At 32.2% G+C, this 18,595-nt stretch carries 16 protein-coding genes; 7 read left to right on the forward strand and 9 right to left on the reverse strand.

Annotation, left to right across the window (positions count from 1 at the left end; all coding sequences use genetic code 11):
• Positions 1-105 precede the first annotated feature (105 nt).
• The 6 genes from RR643_RS07950 to ispF all read right to left on the reverse strand — a co-directional run bounded on the left by RR643_RS07950 (position 106) and on the right by ispF (position 7,323).
• Positions 106-2,169 (reverse strand): hypothetical protein, encoded by a 2,064-nt coding sequence (locus tag RR643_RS07950; RefSeq protein ID WP_332482885.1) that lies wholly within the window; start codon positions 2,167-2,169, stop codon positions 106-108.
• 184 nt (positions 2,170-2,353) lie between these two features.
• On the reverse strand, positions 2,354-4,333 hold the full coding sequence (locus RR643_RS07955; protein WP_332482886.1) for an ABC transporter permease: 1,980 nt from the start codon (positions 4,331-4,333) through the stop codon (positions 2,354-2,356).
• A complete protein-coding gene (locus tag RR643_RS07960) occupies positions 4,326-5,093 on the reverse strand; it encodes an ABC transporter ATP-binding protein (protein WP_332482887.1) in 768 nt (255 codons plus the stop codon). The genes RR643_RS07955 and RR643_RS07960 overlap by 8 nt, the downstream gene beginning before the upstream one ends.
• Positions 5,094-5,177: 84 nt before the next feature.
• The gene (locus RR643_RS07965; protein ID WP_332482888.1) at positions 5,178-6,155 is read right to left on the reverse strand and encodes a sensor histidine kinase; all 978 of its coding nucleotides are present in this window, start codon (positions 6,153-6,155) and stop codon (positions 5,178-5,180) included.
• Position 6,156: 1 nt separating this feature from the next.
• A complete protein-coding gene (locus RR643_RS07970; RefSeq protein WP_332482889.1) occupies positions 6,157-6,831 on the reverse strand; it encodes a response regulator transcription factor in 675 nt (224 codons plus the stop codon).
• 18 nt (positions 6,832-6,849) lie between these two features.
• Positions 6,850-7,323, reverse strand: a complete 474-nt coding sequence (ispF, locus tag RR643_RS07975; RefSeq protein ID WP_332469512.1) for a 2-C-methyl-D-erythritol 2,4-cyclodiphosphate synthase — start codon at positions 7,321-7,323, stop codon at positions 6,850-6,852.
• Between the two features lie 65 nt (positions 7,324-7,388).
• Here ispF and RR643_RS07980 point away from each other — a divergent pair, with 65 nt between their 5' ends.
• The 4 genes from RR643_RS07980 (at position 7,389) to RR643_RS07995 (ending at position 10,018) form a co-directional block, all read left to right on the forward strand.
• Entirely contained in the window at positions 7,389-8,204 is an 816-nt protein-coding gene (locus tag RR643_RS07980; RefSeq protein WP_332482890.1) for a carbohydrate kinase family protein, read from the forward strand.
• Between the two features lie 43 nt (positions 8,205-8,247).
• Positions 8,248-8,940, forward strand: coding sequence for an AzlC family ABC transporter permease (locus tag RR643_RS07985; protein ID WP_332469510.1), 693 nt, complete (start codon positions 8,248-8,250; stop codon positions 8,938-8,940).
• A complete protein-coding gene (locus RR643_RS07990; RefSeq protein ID WP_332469509.1) occupies positions 8,931-9,269 on the forward strand; it encodes a branched-chain amino acid transporter permease in 339 nt (112 codons plus the stop codon). Before RR643_RS07985 ends, RR643_RS07990 begins: the two co-directional genes overlap by 10 nt.
• Before the next feature lie 209 nt (positions 9,270-9,478).
• Complete coding sequence (locus RR643_RS07995; protein ID WP_332482891.1) at positions 9,479-10,018, forward strand: hypothetical protein; 540 nt, start codon at positions 9,479-9,481, stop codon at positions 10,016-10,018.
• A gap of 54 nt (positions 10,019-10,072) precedes the next feature.
• On the opposite strand, the gene RR643_RS08000 is transcribed toward RR643_RS07995, so the two are convergent.
• From RR643_RS08000 to RR643_RS08010, 3 genes are read right to left on the reverse strand one after another with little or no spacing between them, the layout of a single operon-like run.
• On the reverse strand, positions 10,073-11,812 hold the full coding sequence (locus RR643_RS08000) for an ABC transporter ATP-binding protein (RefSeq protein ID WP_332482892.1): 1,740 nt from the start codon (positions 11,810-11,812) through the stop codon (positions 10,073-10,075).
• A complete protein-coding gene (locus RR643_RS08005; protein WP_332469506.1) occupies positions 11,805-13,523 on the reverse strand; it encodes an ABC transporter ATP-binding protein in 1,719 nt (572 codons plus the stop codon). Before RR643_RS08005 ends, RR643_RS08000 begins: the two co-directional genes overlap by 8 nt.
• 14 nt (positions 13,524-13,537) lie before the next feature.
• Positions 13,538-14,887, reverse strand: a complete 1,350-nt coding sequence (locus tag RR643_RS08010; protein WP_332482893.1) for an MATE family efflux transporter — start codon at positions 14,885-14,887, stop codon at positions 13,538-13,540.
• Between the two features lie 100 nt (positions 14,888-14,987).
• Here RR643_RS08010 and RR643_RS08015 point away from each other — a divergent pair, with 100 nt between their 5' ends.
• The 3 genes from RR643_RS08015 (at position 14,988) to RR643_RS08025 (ending at position 18,169) form a co-directional block, all read left to right on the forward strand.
• Positions 14,988-16,202 (forward strand): CCA tRNA nucleotidyltransferase, encoded by a 1,215-nt coding sequence (locus tag RR643_RS08015; protein ID WP_332482894.1) that lies wholly within the window; start codon positions 14,988-14,990, stop codon positions 16,200-16,202.
• A gap of 64 nt (positions 16,203-16,266) precedes the next feature.
• Complete coding sequence (locus RR643_RS08020) at positions 16,267-16,548, forward strand: chorismate mutase (RefSeq protein ID WP_332469503.1); 282 nt, start codon at positions 16,267-16,269, stop codon at positions 16,546-16,548.
• 154 nt (positions 16,549-16,702) lie between these two features.
• Positions 16,703-18,169, forward strand: a complete 1,467-nt coding sequence (locus RR643_RS08025) for an SLC13 family permease (protein ID WP_332482895.1) — start codon at positions 16,703-16,705, stop codon at positions 18,167-18,169.
• The last annotated feature ends 426 nt before the right edge of the window (positions 18,170-18,595 follow it).

The raw sequence follows: 18,595 nt of genomic DNA on the forward strand, positions 1-18,595 counted from the left end.
TCCTCGTATATCCATCCTAAAGTATCCCTCAGTGGTAGAGTCAACAAGAAAAAATAAAAAAATGATAGGTTTATGAAATATCATCAACCTACCATTATCTAATATTTATTCAGTTACAATCTTTTGATTCTTTTTAACAAGATAGAAAATCACAACTTGCACCAAAGTTATAATCCCCATTGAAATCGTCCACTTATTTACAAATATCATTGTTCCTTGTAAATCTTGTGTTATAAAGAAAATCACAATAGATGATAGAATTGCAAGTATCGATAAAATCTTAACTCCCATCTTTTTATTTTCTTTTTCAATCATACATGCAAGTCCTAAACAAAGAGTTAAGATCATAAGAATCATGTCAACCAATGACCATGTACTATGAGACATTGATAGTGGTGTTTCTTCATCTTCAATGATTGCATTTGATTTTTCATTACTTTGTACTTCTGGTGTTTCTTCATCATTTATGATGACTTCATCAGTTTCAATTTGTTCTCCTTGATTAACTACTACGGGTGTTACTATATTATTTATTGTTTCAGGATTAGTAATTGGAGTTACTTCAACTGGTGTAGTCGGTACATTATTTCCTTGATCAACTATTATTGTTTCTTTAAATAACGCTGTTACTTCATATGTCATATCATCATTAGCTATTTGATTACTCAACCAGTTTTCCAATTCAGTTGTTGTCATTACATTCTTTACCCCGGTTGTTGTCCAACCGACAAACTCATTACCATTCTTTGCACTCGGTGTTGGTACAATATTGTTTCCCATAACTTCTTTAAGGCTAACACCTATTCCGTATGATTGTGTTTTAGAATATGGAATAATTTGTTCTTGTTGATTCAAGAAGCCATTACCTTGAATATTAAAATTAAGTTTAACTTCATAATTAATCTTTTTGAATACTGCTTTTATGTTGTATCCTCCACCTTGTCCAACTAGTAATTGTCCAATCAAATTTCTTCCATTTGCATCATTCGCATATGTCTTCGAAAATGTTTTACTAAGATCTTCAACTGCCCAATAATCAAATTCATAATTCGTATTTGGGACTGGTGTTGGATATTTTTGAATTATCGTTGATACATTTTGAGCTTCATTAGTTCCAATAAACATCGAGTGAACGATAGGATCAGTCGATTCTTTCAAATATCCATTTTCTCCTGCAGTAAATGTAACTACCCCAGTATCTGTATCCTTATAAATGCCAACTTTAATTGTCGTTGTAGAGCCTGCTTTGATTGTTGTTTTGTTTAAGAAATCTAGCAAACCAGCTTCGTCAACTAGTCTTTGACCTCCGTATACCCTATATCCACGTAAATGATATCCAGAATTAGGATCAATTTGAAATTGCGGCAGTGAATTTGTACCTACGATATTAGTTAATGATACGCTTTCATTCTCTTTTACTTTAACAGTGAATTCGAGTTGACCAGCAGTTACCGTTACATGACTATTAACACTCGGATGGATTACAAATATTAGTTTTGTATCCAATTGATTTATTTCTTTAAACTGTGCAACTATTGATATTGAACTTGTAAGGTTTGTATTAACCAATTGACTCTTTAACTCATCATTGGTTATATAAAGTTGACCATTATAATTCCATCCTACAAATTCAAAATTACTATTTTCAATATTACTGACTGTTGGTACTGTTGTAACAACAGTATTAAATCCATTATTTTTCTTACCATCAAACTTTAGCGTACCACTTACATTACCCTTACTAGAATCAACAACAAATGTTACACTAACATCATCTTGGTTTGGATTTGTTGCACTTCTTGCTAATTTACTAGGAGTACCTTCTGTAGTTTCTGAAACAACTCGTTCAACATTTGGAGTAACTACTGGTTCAGCAGTTTCGACTACTTTGTTTTCATCGAGCTCATCTTCTACTGTAACAGTAGGCGTCTCAACTGGCTCTATAGTTTCCAAATCAGTTGGTTCACTAACCACCGGTGTTGTTTCAACTATTGGTGTTGTTTCAATTTCTGTATTTATTTCTTCTTGTACCTCAGGCAATTGATTATCCACTTCATTAATTGTTTCTTCTGCCATAACCGGTAATATAACGCTAACCAATAAACCTAATGATAATACTACTGATAATAGCTTACTTGAAATATGATGTTTCCCTTTTATTTGTCCCATATTTTTACCTCAATTCTGCTTTTCTTTTGATATCACTATTTTGTACTTCCTCGGTTATATAACGGTTAGAATCTAACGAATGACTCATTTTATTGCTTTTTTGACCTTTTTTATGCCTTTTCTGTCTAAATTCTAAAAAAAAAGACCAATCTCTTTACCTTTAGAGCTTGGTCTTTATAACTATTTATTTTTTTGGATTTACGATGTGATTATATGTTCTCGATGTTAATGCATAAACAATTGCATATACAACTGTAAATACTAGCGTAGTAATTATTGTGCAAATCGCAAATAATTCAGTATTATCCATACTTAATGCTCCGACCATTAACGAAATCATATTGAAAGCGAATCCAATGTGAATTGTGGCCATAACAATTGGTATAAAGAATACCATTAATACTTGTCTACGTATTGATGATGCTACTTCTTTTTGACTCATACCCACTTTTTTCATGATATCAAATCGTCGTACATCCTCATAACCCTCAGTAATTTGTTTATAATAAATAATCAATACGGTTGCGATTAAGAATAGAATACTTAGGAATACCCCTATGAACATCAATGAGCCATATAATTCCATAAATATCTGACTGTTTTGTGATTTACAATCAACTGTATATGTACTTTGATACACATCCGATTTTGATGTATTTCGTATTTCATCTGTAATTCGTGTTTGATCTTCACCTTCTAAATCCACATTAAACATATACAAATACCTTGATACAGAATAACTATTAGGACTATTTGCATAGAATGAATCTGAATCATTGGTTACTACGACATAAATTGGTGTTGCATAGTATAAATATGTATCAAACATTTTTTGATCATCTTCAATTGTGGTTACTTTGTAATTGATGTCATTAATATGAAGCATATCACCTTTAAAATATTTATTTTTAATCATCAACAACTCATCATCTGCAAGATTGACTTGATTATCTGTTAAACGATTGTACTCTGATTGCTTAATACTCATAACAATAACAGGAGTTACTGTACTCATCATTGTGTCATTACTTACATATTCTACAAGTTGATTATTTATTTTTGAAAAATGATATTCTGAATACTCATAATTACTTAGATCCCTTGCGATTAATTGATTTTGACTCAAAACATCATTAACAAATGTATCAGTTTCTACTATAATTTCTTGACTATCCACATTTTTAGCTTCAACTATAATATCTCTTAAGAAACGCTTATTAACGATTTCACCAATATTAAAGTACAAAGAGAAGGTTGTGGATATCATAACTAATACACATGTACTTAGTATACAAATATTCGCTAATCCTGCTGCATTTCTTTTCATACGATATATCATGCCCGAAACTGCAGTAAAGTTTTTTGTTTTATAATAAAACTTTTTATTCTTTTTTAATGCTTTCAAAATAACAATACTTCCTGATGTAAACAAACAGAAGGTACCAATAATTACAAGAATAACTGCACCAAAGAAAATAGCGATAGCTGTGACTGGATCATGAATATATTGAGATAACCAATAACTTATTCCCAGTGTCACAAATCCAATTAAGGCAATTAACCAATTCGCTTTTGGTTCTTTTTCACCCGCTGATTCCTGACGTATTAATTCAATTGGATTTGATTTCGCAATCATTCGTATTGTATTTAATAATACAAGAAAGAATATTGCAGAGAAAATTAATGTTGTAGAAATCATAGATGAAACTGAAACTGTAAAACCACTTGTTGCAGCCATACCAATAATTCTATATAAAAGAAGCTCAGATATCTTACTAAACGCAAGACCTAACCCAATACCTAATATGAGTGATAAAACACTAAGTATAATTGTTTCATAGGTAAGAATTAAAATAATATGTTTCTTCTCTAATCCCAATACATTATATACCCCAAATTCCTTCATTCTCTTTTTGACAAGAAAACTATTGGTGTAAAAAATAAAGATTATTGAGAAGAATCCAACTACGACTCTACCTAACAATAAGATAACAGCCATTGTTCCACCACCAATACCTTGTAAAACAATTGCCGAAGTTCTTAATGTATCTAAAATAGAAAACATCATAATTGTGATAATGCATGTGCAAAGATAAGGAATGACAGTACGATAATTTTTCTTTATATTTTGAATGGCCAAAGAAAGATAAAGCGACTTACGCATTTCTTTCACCACCTGTAGCAATGATAGTTAGTGAATTTGATATCTTTTGATACATTTGTTCGTTTGTCATATTCCCCTTGTAGATTTGATGGAATACCTCACCATCCTTTATAAACAAGACACGTGAGGCATGACTTGCTGCTTTAACACTATGTGTAACCATTAAGATAGTTTGACCCAATTGATTGATATCATTAAATATTTGTAATAAATGATCTGTCGCTCTTGAATCAAGTGCTCCTGTAGGCTCATCCGCTAAAACTATTTTAGGATTTGTAATTAAAGCACGAGCAACTGCAATACGTTGTTTTTGTCCACCTGATATTTCATATGGATATTTATTAAGAATATCCGTAATCCCTAATTGTTTCGCAATTGGTGTTACTGCTTCTACCATCTCATTGTATTTCTTTCCAGATAAAACAAGTGGTAAGAAAATGTTATCGCGATTGGAGAATGTATCCAACAGATTGAAATCTTGGAAAACGAATCCCAAGTTATTTCTACGGAATGCTGACATCTCTTTTTCTTTTATTTTCACAATACTCTTACCGCCTAATAAAACCTCACCTGATGTTGGTTTATCTAAAGCCGCAAGAATATTAAGTAATGTTGTTTTACCAGACCCTGACTCTCCCATAATCGCAACATACTCACCCTCTTCAACAGTAAATGATACATTGGATAAAGCTTGAACATTATTCCCACCAAATCTTGATGAGTATACTTTTTTTAGATTACTAACTTCTAGAATTTTCATATATTTGTTCCTCCTGACACACATATCATAAGAAAAATGAGACTTTGATACCTTAACTTTGGCTTACAAAATCTCATCTCTTTCTTACTGTTTTGTAAGGTATGAATCCAACCCTATCTTGACAATTGTACCTTCACTAATCGAAGATTCAATCTTGATTGTATGTCCTAACTTATCACAAACTGATTTACATAAGTAAAGTCCAATACCGGTAGACTTTTTATCTGTACGCCCATTATAACCTGTAAACCCCTTTTCAAAAATTCGAGGAATGTCCTCTTTACTAATTCCTATACCTGTATCTTTAATAATTAATACTTTCCAATCATGAGTAATCGTAATTGTACCACCCTCTGGTGTATATTTAATGGCATTGGATAAAATTTGTTCAATCACAAAGCTCAACCATTTCTCATCAGTAACAATAGAAAGTTCTACTGGTTCATATTGCAAATTAATTTTCTTACGAATAAACGATTTAGAATACTTGCGTATCGCTTGTTTAAGGACATTATCACATTCAATGGTTTCAAACACAAAATCACGATTCGATTCTTTCATACGGATATATTGAAGAACCATGTCAACATATTGTTCAATCTTAAACAATTGTTCCTCTAATTCCGCTTTATCCTCTTGATCACTTGTTTGTAATAATAAACGCATTGCTGCGATGGGTGTTTTAATTTGATGTACCCACATTGTAAAATAGTCATTGCTCTCTGTAATATTATTACTTAACACGTATTCAAGTTCATTCTTTTCTTTAATTAATAAATCAATAATCTTTTGATACTCTTTTTCATAGGGTTCATTCTCTTTTGGAAATTCTGTAATTTCTAATCCTTGTTTTCCTTCAAGTTCCTGGAGTTGTATTTTCTTTCTACGATAATACGCATAATCAACTAAAAGTGTTACCGTAACAAAAATAAAACACAACAAAAGAACATACACTACTGCGTTCAATTCATAACCATACAGTGCTAATGTCACTGTTTGAATGAAAAGGAATCCTAAAATTATCCAAATCAATTTTATTTTATCTTTTAAGTATGCTTTCATCTTATTCCTTAATTCGATAGCCGATACCTTTCTTTGTAAGAATGAATTCTTCTAACCCTGCTTCTTCCAATTTCTTACGTAAACGTGCAACATTTACTGTCAAGGTATTATCATCAATGAATTCATCTGTATCCCATAAAGCTTGCATCATCTCATCACGAGATACATACTTATCTTTATTTTCCATCAACGTAGACATAATACGAAATTCATTTTTAGTTAAGTCAATTTTTTGTTCCTTGTACATCAGCGTAGTATCATTCAAATTTAGTGTAACACCATGTACATCAATAATTGATGTATTCGTACTAAAATCATATGTCCTTCGCAACATCGCTTGTATTTTTGCGGTTAATACATTTAAATCAAAAGGTTTAGCGATAAAATCATCACCACCCATATTCATTGCCATGATGATATTCATATTATCAGATGCACTTGATATAAAAATGATTGGTACCTTTGATGTTTTTCTTATTTCATTACACCAATGATAACCATTGAAAAAAGGTAATGTAATATCCATGAGAACAAGATGTGGATTAAATGCACTAAATTCCGTTAATACGTTATTAAAATCTTGAATCGATGTTACATCATATCCCCAAGTTCCAATTTGTTTACATAGTGTTTTTGTAATGACTTCATCATCTTCTACAATTAATATCCGAAACATACCTCTCCCTCACAATTTCTACTTCTCAAGTAATACGATTGCTTGAGCCAATACCCCTTCTTCTCTACCCACAAATCCTAATTTTTCTCCGCGAGTAGCTTTTATACTAATTTGATCCAATTCGCAATGTAATGCATTGGCTACATTGATTCTCATTTGTTCAATATGCGGTGCCATTTTTGGCTTTTCTATCATTATTAATGAGTCCACATTCCCTATTTTATATCCTTTTGACATCATAATATCATATACTGCACTCAGTATTTCTAAAGAATTTGCACCTTTGTATCGTGGATCTGTATCTGGAAAATGCTTTCCTAAATCGCCTAACGCCAAAGCCCCGAGTATTGCTTCTGCAATTGCATGTAACAATGCATCCGCATCACTATGACCTAGTAATCCCAACGTATGTTCTATTTTTACACCTCCAAGTATTAAATCTCTATTTTCTACTAGTTGATGTATATCACTTGATTGCCCTATTCTTATCATTCGTTTCACCTCGTATTTTTATTATAGCATGGTTATGTTATCATAATTTAAACGAGGTAAATAATATGAAGAATATTTTATTAATTGGCACATCTATGATTGACCAGGTTTTTTCATCAAATGAAATCCTTCCTAATCAGTGCAATAAAGGTAAAATTACGATAGGACATGGCGGTTCTATCCACAATGTTTCCTACAATTTGGCTTGCCTTGACCTAAGTCCCATTTTTATCACAAAACTAGGGCAAGATGCTTTAGCTCAAGAAATACAAGACAGTTTATCCCTTCAAGGAGTAGAGGTTCATCCTTTGTTTATTGATAAGACAACACCTATTTTCCAAAGTATTCATGCATCCAATACTCAATTTTTCTTATCATCCATCACTCCTGACTTTTTATTTCACGATGATGATGAAGTTGATTTAAGTTTATTCCGTGATTCGTACGTCATTACTGACCAAAGAGATGAAAAGTTCTTATTTAAATGCATGATTAATTCATTCTCTGCTGAATGGATTATAAGTGGATTTATCCCTAAGAAATCACTTCTTGAGTATGTAACTGGTATTGTTTTAAATGAAGATGAATTTGATTCTGAAGCAGTCGATTTCTCTACTGGATTGAAATGGATTATTGTTACTCGTCATGATGGTGCAACTTTACTCACAAATAATGGTAAAGTATTTATCCCTTGTGATAATATAGATACAGTTAATACTCTTGGGGCAGGAGATGCCTTCTTATCTGGATTAATTTATGGATTATTACGTAATTTAACATTGATTGATTGTATCGGAATAGCACACCGTGCAAGTGCCATCATTTTATTAACACCTAGCGCCACAAACCCTGATTTAAAAGATTTAACTCACCTATACTAATAGACATTCTAACGAATGTCTTTGATTTATATTGAGGTACTTTATGAGAAAGAAAGAATTGTTGTTAGCATTTAAAACTGCATTCCCCCATACTATCCCTGTTCTTACGGGATTTTTAATACTGGGTATAGCGTATGGTGTATTAATGAATTCTAAAGGTTATCCAGTAATCTATTCTGTTTTAATGAGTGCTATTGCTTTCTGTGGTAGTATGCAATTTGTTGCGATTACCTTATTAACAACTGTATTCAATCCAGTAGAAGCGTTCTTATTAAGTATTATGGTTAACGCAAGGCATTTATTCTATGGTATATCGATGTTAGAGAAATACAAAGGATTTGGCAAAGTGAAAAATTTCTTAATTTACACTCTCTGTGACGAAACCTTTTCTTTAGTATCCAGTGTTCAACCCCCTACTGATTGCGATAAGAAAGATTTCTATTTTGCAATATCTTTACTCGATTATTCATATTGGATTATCGGTACTTTACTCGGTGGAATTCTTGGATCATTCATCACTTTCAATACCACAGGTTTAGATTTTGTATTAACTGCGTTATTTGTCGTTTTGTTTATTGAACAAATTCGAACAAAAGAAAATCGAACTGTTGGATTTCTTGGTATTGGCTTAGGTATACTATCACTTGTCCTATTTGGATCTAGTAATATGGTTATTCCAACTATGATTTTTGTCCTTCTTGCTTTATTAGTTTGGAGGAAAGTCACATGCCATTAACTCCATTACAAACAATCATTATTATCATCGTTATCGCACTAGGTACAATGATTACCCGTTTCACACCCTTTATCCTATTCCCCGAATCAAAAGAATTACCACCAATTATCACATTCTTAGGGAAAACTTTACCACCTTCAATGATGGGACTTCTTGTTGTATATAGTTTAAAGAGTGTAACTATTCTTCAGTTCCCCTATGGTATACCTGAAGCGATCTCGTTAATTGTCATTACAATTCTACACTTATGGAAACGTAATGTGTTATTAAGTATTGGTATTGGAACACTTCTTTATATGATTCTCATTCAATATATATTTGTTTTGTAATCTGTATATTCATGTTTCTTACATAAGATTGATAACTATTAATATAGGATTCAATCTTTTTATTTTCTTAGATATACTCCATTCATGCATTAATAATTACATTTTATGCAGTTATTAAAAATAATCCATTTCTTTGTTTATAATAAAACTAAGTAGAGATACCGATGTATCCGCAAATAATACTAATAAATAATCAAAGGAGAATCGTTATGAAAAAAACTGGAAGATTTTATGTATACTTATTTATCAATATAATCTTATTCTTATTGTTTATATTTAGTTTTGTTTCATTAATTTATCCAAATGAAATTTATAATATATTTGTTCAACACATCGAAGATATCTCATATCTTGGATCATCTATTAAGATGTTACAAAATATTTATGCGCTATTAATTATTTTCACATTGTTTATGTGTTTGCATATTTATCAACATCAATTCGATAAGAACTACAATACTCCACAAATTCAATTTAGTTATAACAATAAATCATTTCGTTATAAAAATGTAGAGCGTGATGAGTATAAAGATACTACAATTATTTCAGGTACAATACAAAATATCACTGAACAGCCTTTTGACTATGTTCAAATTCAATTACTATTACTAAGACAAAAACAAATTGTAGGTGTTAAAGAATACTTCTTTAAAGAAATAGATGCACTTGAAGAAAAGAGTTGGATACTTTGGTTTAATAATATTGAGTTTGATAGCGTTAGAATAAAAATATCAACAAGAGATAATTAATTGTGATTTATATCTTTATAATAAACAAAAAGAAAGTATATTCATTTATACTTTCTATTTTTCAAATTGGGCATTGAATAATTTTGCATAGAACCCTCGTTGCATCATTAGTTCATCATGATTACCTGATTCAATGATTGTTCCCTGCTTTAGCACAAGAATAATATCTGCATTCTTAATCGTTGATAATCGATGAGCAATTACAAACGATGTTTTGTCTTTGCATAATTTGAGCATTGCTTCTTGTATTTGCATTTCTGTTCTTGAATCAACGTTACTTGTGGCTTCATCTAGAATTAACATCTTACTCTCTGATAGCATCGCTCTAGCGATTGTGAGGAGTTGTTTCTGTCCTTTTGATATATTGACTCCATCATCTGTTAAAACGGTGTCATAACCATCTTTAAGCGTTTGTATGAAGTCATGTATATGTGCTGCTTTACATACTTCAATGACCTCTTCTAATGTAGCACCTTCTTTTGCATATGCAACATTTTCAAAGATGGTTCCACTAAATAACCAGGTATCTTGAAGAACCATTGCATATTGTTTTCTTAACGACTCTCGTGTACACTCATCACTTCGATACCCATCTACTTTTATTTCTCCAGCATGAATATCATAAAACCTCATGAGTAAATTAATGATTGTTGTTTTACCTGCACCCGTTGGTCCTACAATCGCAATCATTTTGCCAGGTTCTGTAAAGAAATTTAAATCATGTAATATCTCTTTATCTTTAACATAACCAAAGCTAACATGTTTGCATTCAACTTCACCTCTTACATTTGTAAGTGTATGTACATTTTCTTTATCAGCTAATTCACTTGGTTCATCCAATAACCGAAAGACACGTTCTGCAGCTGATATTGCGGATTGTAAATCAGATAAAATATTAGCTGTTTCGCTAATTGGCCCAGAAAATTTTCTAGAGTAAAGTACAAATGAAGATATATTTCCAATCGTAAGTGATCCAAACAAATACAGTAAAGCACCAAACATACTTACAAAAGATAAAGATAAGTTATTAATAAATGTAACTGATGGACCAACAACACTTCCTTGATAATCAGCATCATAGTATGCATCAACTGCTTCTATATTTTCAGTATCAAACTTAGTTACAATTGTTTCTTCTTGTCCATAAGCCTTTATCGTTTTGTATCCCGATAACATTTCTTCCACAAACCCATTTAGTTCACCCAATTTGCGTGAACGCTTTGAGAAAAGAGGTTTTACTTTCTTGGTACGATATCTTGTAAAGATAATAATGAGGGGTACTGTTACCGCAAAGATTAAGCATAATGTCGGTGATATTGCAATCATCATCATTGCGGATCCTACTACTGTAATGACTCCGGTAAACACAGTAATAATATCACTAGATAAGGATGAGTTTATAGTGTCTATATCATACGATATACGTGAAATAATATCGCCTACTTGGTTTCTATCAAAATAAGAAATTGGTAATGACAATAAATGATTGAATACTTCTTCTCTCATCTTAAATGTAATCCCACTGGATACTTGAATTAGAATACGTTGTACGACATAAGCAAGTATTGCGCTTGCTACATAAACCACTAGCATCCAAATACAATATTTAATCACAACACTAAAATCAACATGACCTACATTTGTGCCAATCGCATCTATCGCAAGTCCTGATAATTGTGGACCAATTAATGCAAAGTAGTTACTAAATAGGGCTAAAACTAAGGCGATGAATACCGCTACTTTGTGCGCTAGTAAATATTTACCAATACGCAAAACTGTTTTCTTCTTAGTCAACAAGAGCACCTCCCATCTGTGAATTACTAATGGAAGCATAAATCTCACTTGATTCTATTAATTCTTGATGTGTTCCTTGAGCGCTAATTTCGCCATGATCTAAGACAATAATTTGATCTGCATTCTTAATACTAGATATGCGTTGAGCGATGATAACCATGGTTGTATCTTGATACTTTTCTTGTATTGCTTTTCTGAGTCTTGCATCTGTTCCATAATCAAGTGCACTGCTTGAATCATCTAGTAGCATAAATTCTGGATGACTGGCAAACGCTCTAGAGAGTAATATTCTTTGACGTTGCCCTCCAGATACATTTGTGCCTTTACTAGTTAAGTGATGTTCTAACTTCTCATCAAGACCATAGATGAATTCCGATGCTTGAGCATCCACAACAGCTGAATCCAAATCATCTGCTTCTATACTACGTCCAAACATAATATTTTCTTTAATTGTGTCACTAAACAAGAAATCATTTTGCATGACTATACCAAACATACTTCTTAGTTCATGTTTTGGAATATTTCGGATATCTTTTCCTTGTATATAAATTGCACCACTGTCAATTTCATAAAATCGAAGTAACAATTGCATGATCGTTGTCTTACCTGATCCTGTCGCACCAAGTATACCCAATGTTTCTCCTTTTCTTAATTTAAAACTAATATGTTGAATATTATCCTTTACTTTTAAATAAGAGAAAGACACATCTTTAAATTCCAATTCATATTGAGAATCACCATCTGGATAGACTATTGATTCATCCAATGATTCATCGATAGTCAAAACATCTTGAATACGATCTGAACTCGCAAGTCCTTTTGATGTCATGACAAAGATATTACTAATTGCAATTAATGCATTAGAAATAATTGTGAAGTAGGACATAAACGCAATAATTTTACCTGTTTCAGATAATCCTTGATTTACACGATAAGCACCTACTAGAATAACGAGTGTTAATCCCACATTAAGCAACAAAGTCATACTTGGATTAATCATCGCCATTTTAATATTGGCATTTCTTTCTTGATCTCTTAATTTCATATTACTTTCAAAATAACGATTCTTTTCTGTGTTCTCTTTACTTAATGCTTTGATAACACGTATCCCTTGTATATTTTCTCGTACTACTTGAACCATACGATCCGTTGCCTTTTGAACAAGATTAAAAAGTGGAACACCCCTTGTTGACTTAACATAAATGACCCAACTGATAATAGGCAAGATTGCTAAAAAGACAAGAGCTAATGTAGGTTCCAAAATAAACGTCATTAAAATACCGCCAATTGTTAAAATTGGGGCACGCACACCCATTCTTTGAATCATACCTAACATTCGATGTACATTATATGTATCAGAAGTTAATCTAGATTCAAGAGATGGTATTGTTACTTCATCTGTTTTTGTACAGCTAAGATACATTGTTTTAGCGAATAAGTCATGGCGAATATTTTCAGTAATATCCCGCGCTACTTTACTTGCTTTACGATTCGCATAAACATTTAGTCCCCATGCAAGAAATGAACATACAACCATTACTGCGCCCCATATCAATACTTGATTGATATTTTGAGTAGGTACAATATCATCAATGATCATTGATAGGATAAAAGGTAAGAAAAGTTCAACTAAAGAGCCTACTGCTTTAATCAGTAAGCCAATCGTCATAGATAACATAAATGGTTTACAATACTTTTTTAACATTTCCATGTTGTAACACCTCACTAACTCCCTAATTTATTTTTTGTAAGCCAGTGTGAGAAATGATAATAGAGTGATGTGAATACAGCAGCACATGTCCATGTCAAACTATATCCCCATGCAACTATATCAATATGATTGAATATTGGCATTGCAATCGATAAATAGATTTGTCTTAGGAATACGAAACTAATTATGGACGTAAGCATTGGTACAATCGTATATCCACCCGCACGCAAAGCCCCTGAGTAAACTTGGTGGAATGTTAATGCAAAATAGAAAGGTATCATAATACGAATCATGGATGCACCCGCCGCAATAACATCTGCTTCTCTTGAGAAAATCTCAACTGCGATATCCGCAAACATCCACAATGGAACTCCCAAGACAATTACTGAAATGATACCCATGATAATGGTTGTATTAACACCTTTTTTAACACGATCAAATTTTAAAGCTCCCATGTTCTGAGCTGAGAATGTTGTGATTGCAAGTGCAAAGCTATTAATTGGTAATGCAATAAAGTTATCAAATTTATTTGCACTACTAAATCCTGCAATGGCTGCAGCACCAAAATTATTTACGTAGGATTGTACAACAACATTTGAAAATGAAACGATCATGTTTTGTAATCCTGATGGAATTCCAATCTTTACGATTTGAATTAAAGTAGGTATATGAATACGTAGCTTATTTAATCTCAATTGATAACTTTCTTTTGACATAAGTAATACAACTAATACTAAAATAGCTGATATGGCTTGTGCAATTAAGGTTGCCCACGCAACTCCTGCAACACCCATATTGAATGATCTTACAAACAATAAATCCAAGATAATGTTGATAATACTCGCAACACCCAAAAAGTATAATGGTCTTTTTGAATCTCCAATTGCTTGTAGTATCCCGGTCCCCGCATTGTATATCGTAACGAAAATAACACCCAAGAAATAAATTTGTAGATACTCAACTGCTTGTGGTAATACATCTGCAGGTGTTTTCATCCATTCCAAGAATATCGGTGACATAAAATAACCAATGATCATTAACACCACTCCAAAGATCAATGAGAATGTGACAAAGGTATGAACCGTAACTCCCAATTCCTCTTTCCGGTTTGCCCCGAAATGTCTTCCTACAATAACACCTGCCCCGACAGCTACACCCATAAAGAAACCAATAATCAAATTAATCAATGGATTACTTGCACCTACTGCTGCTAATGCTGTTTTCCCCACGTATTGTCCAACTACTACTGAGTCAACCGTATTATATAAAAGTTGAAACAAATTACCGAGTAACAGAGGTATTGCGAAAAAGAGGATTCTCTTCCATATCGACCCAGTTGTCATCTTTGCTTCAGTCATTGTCATGAAATTATCCCCCCTTTTATTAATGTATTTTATTATACCACCACTTTAACTTTTATGCTTATCAAAGAAATGATAAAATGAAACAAAAGAAGGTGATGTTATGGATTTATCAAAGAGTTGTTTAGAAACAATACAAATACTAAATCAACACGGTTATAAAGCATACCTTGTAGGAGGAGCAGTACGCAATTATTTACTACATCTACCTATACAAGATTATGACATCACCACCGATGCAACACCTGAAGAAATTAAGCAATGCTTCAGTCAATACAAAACCATTGATACTGGAATTAAACATGGCACTGTTTCTGTCCGCATTAATCATGATCAAATAGAAATTACCACATTTCGTACTGAGAAAGAATATTTAGATCATCGTCATCCCAATGCAGTTTTATTTACACGAAGCCTACAAGAAGATTGTCTTCGTAGAGACTTTACAATGAACGCTTTATGTTATCACCCAACAGAAGGCATCATTGATTTCTTTGGCGGAAGATTTGATATCCAAAACAAAATTGTTAAGGCAATTGGAAATCCAATAGAACGATTTGATGAAGATGCGTTACGGATTTTACGCGCAATTCGTTTTAGTACACAACTGAACTTTCTAATTGAGCCCAATACAAATCAAGCTCTTTTTGCATGTAAGGAATACCTCAAATCCATCTCCGTAGAACGTATCATGGATGAACTAACAAAAATCTTTTTATCTTCTACATGTGCTAATCAATGTTTTGAATACCAAGAAATTTTTGAAACCTTTATCCCAGAATTAGATGAGTTAAATCATTTCCCTACAAAACGCAATCAGACATATGATGCACTTTCTAAATCTAAACCCTCATTACCTTTGCGATTCGCAATACTTATTCATCAATGTAATGAACATGATTTATTATATACAGCACAACGTATTATGAATCGTCTTAAATTATCAAATCAACTTAAGCAACAAATAAATACGCTTTTACAATCTGTCCCTGTTACATTCAACACTAAAATAGATATCAAACTATTCTTACAAAGTTCCAAGATTGATTTTATTGATATCTGTGATTTTAAGCAGTGCATTGATGATACATTCAATATCGATATGATCACTACCTTGTATACAGAAATCATTCGTGATAATGAATGTTACTCATTAAGACAATTGAATATCAAAGGAAATGACATTAAACAAATCGGATACCCCGACCAAATGATATCGACAATACTTAACGATTGTTTATATCTAGTAATTCATGAAACCCTTGATAATTCTCAACCATCTTTATTGGATTACATTAAAACAAAATACAAGAAATGATATTTCCATATGTTTTACTTAAATTTTTAAGGTATACTAATTATTAAATAAGGGGGAAAAGAAAATGTTAACATTAGATGAAGCTCGCGTAATTATTAATGAAGTAGACAAAGAAATGGCTAAACTATTTGAAAAGAGAATGGGTGCTGTTGAACATGTAGTACACTATAAAATGGAAAAAGGATTACCTATTCTGGATGCAAAAAGAGAAGCTGAAGTAATCGAGAAAAACTTAAATTTATTGGAAAATGAAGAATTGAAACCTTATTTCAAGGAATTCTTAGAAAAAGCAATGGAAGTATCTCGTAACTATCAACAAAGCATTGTTGATGCAAATAAGAAATAATTCACGGTAGGTTTGATACCTACCTTTTATTATGATTTCAACAAGAAATAACGTTAACTTTGAAGTCATCTTGTGATAAACTAATGTTTAAGTCAATTATTTAATACTTGTCATTGGTGATTGATTTAACTTCAAATTGTATTAGGGGGAAAATATGGAAAATTCAAAAAGTTCTACTAAGCGTTATCTTATCATCATTGTAGCTTTACTTTGTATGTTTGGATTTCGTTTACTACCTGCACCTGAAGGATTATCTGCATCGGGAATGCAAGTAATCGGTGTTTTCGTTGGTGTTCTAATCTTATGGCTTACAATATCAATCGATTGGCCATCTATATTAATGATTGGTGCTTTAGCTTTAGTTCCAGAATTAAAATTCAATGCTATCTTATCTGGAGCATATGGTAATTCAACATTTGTATTCTTAATGTATACCTTCGTGGTAACATACGCATTAAGTAAAACTAGTTTCATTAAAAGAACTGCATTGGCGTTTATTACAAGTAAAATCGCAAGTAAGGGTCCTTGGTATTTTGTAACTCTTTACTTTGCATCAATTATCTTTATTGGATGTTTTATTTCTCCAACAGTTTTATTCTTTGTGTACTTACCCATTGTTGAAGAGATTTATCGTTTATTAAAACTTGAAAAAGGAAGTAAACTCGCAAGCATGTTAATGATGGGTACTGTCATTATGTGTGGTATATCTAGTGGTATGACACCTATCGCTCACGTGTTCCCATTAATTGCATTAGGCTTATATCAAGATATGTATGGTGTTGCGATCAATTACGCTAATTTCATGACAATTGCAATTCCTGTAGGCCTTATCTGTTCTGCATTAACAATCTTTGCATTCAAATTAATTTTAAAACCAGATATGACAGCACTAAAGAACTTTGATGTTAAGACGATGGCTAGCATTGAAGGTAAAGTTGGATTTGATGAAAAAATCATTCTTGCAATTTTTGCATTAGTTGTAGCATTATGGGTTCTTCCAGGTTTAATTACTCCAATCATTACAACAGGACCCATTTATACATTTTTTAAATGGATAGATGGATTCGGTACCGCTATGCCACCACTTATTGGTCTAGTGTTGTTGTGTATCATACAATACAAAGGCAAAGCTTTATTATCATTTAGTGAAGCCATGTCAAAAGGTGTATCTTGGCCAAGTTTGATTATGTGTGCATCTACATTAGCATTAGGTAGTGCAATTACAAATGCTGACATTGGTTTGACGACTTGGTTATCCGCAAGTTTAACACCTATGATTTCTAGTTTATCACCTATCATTATGGTTCTTATCTTTACATTATGGGCAGCAATACAAACTAACTTAAGTAGTAATATGGTTACTGCTACGGTTGTAACTGCAGCAGCACTTGCGATTACCGCAAGTATGACAAATGTAAATATCGCTGGAATCGTTGTCAATATCGGTATGATGGCGAGTTATGCATTCGCTACTCCACCTGCAATGCCATGTGTTGCAATAGCTGCAAGTAGTGGATGGACAGATACAATGAATATGATGAAATATGGTTTTATCGTTATGATTCTTTGTGTTATTGTCGCTACATTTATTGGATATCCTATTTCGACATTTATTATGTAAGTTAAGCTCTGTTTCAAATGAAACAGAGTTTTCTTTTGGTTTTCGTTAAAAAGTCTACCGATATAGACCTTATCCGTTTTTTGTGTTAATATTTCATAAAAGGAGACTTTTATGAGAAGACTTGTCCTATTGAGTTTGTGCTTTTTAATTTTACTATTTGACTTCTACACCCACAGAAATATCAATAATAGACTTTGAGATCAACCATTCTCTCGATGATAATATACCCAAAGAACTTGCCTATCTTGCTTATCAAGATTGCAGTATTTGGGATAGAACTATCTTACTTAATTGATGAAACAAAAATATTAAACAATGGTATCATACAAAGTTAAGAGGAAGATATCTTTGTTGGAATCGATCCTGATTAATCTTCAAAATAATAAATCTGATTTATTCTACCGAATCATATCTTTAAATAGAAAG

This window comes from Anaerorhabdus sp. (genome assembly GCF_036637135.1).
Lineage (GTDB): Bacteria > Bacillota_I > Bacilli_A > Erysipelotrichales > Erysipelotrichaceae > Anaerorhabdus.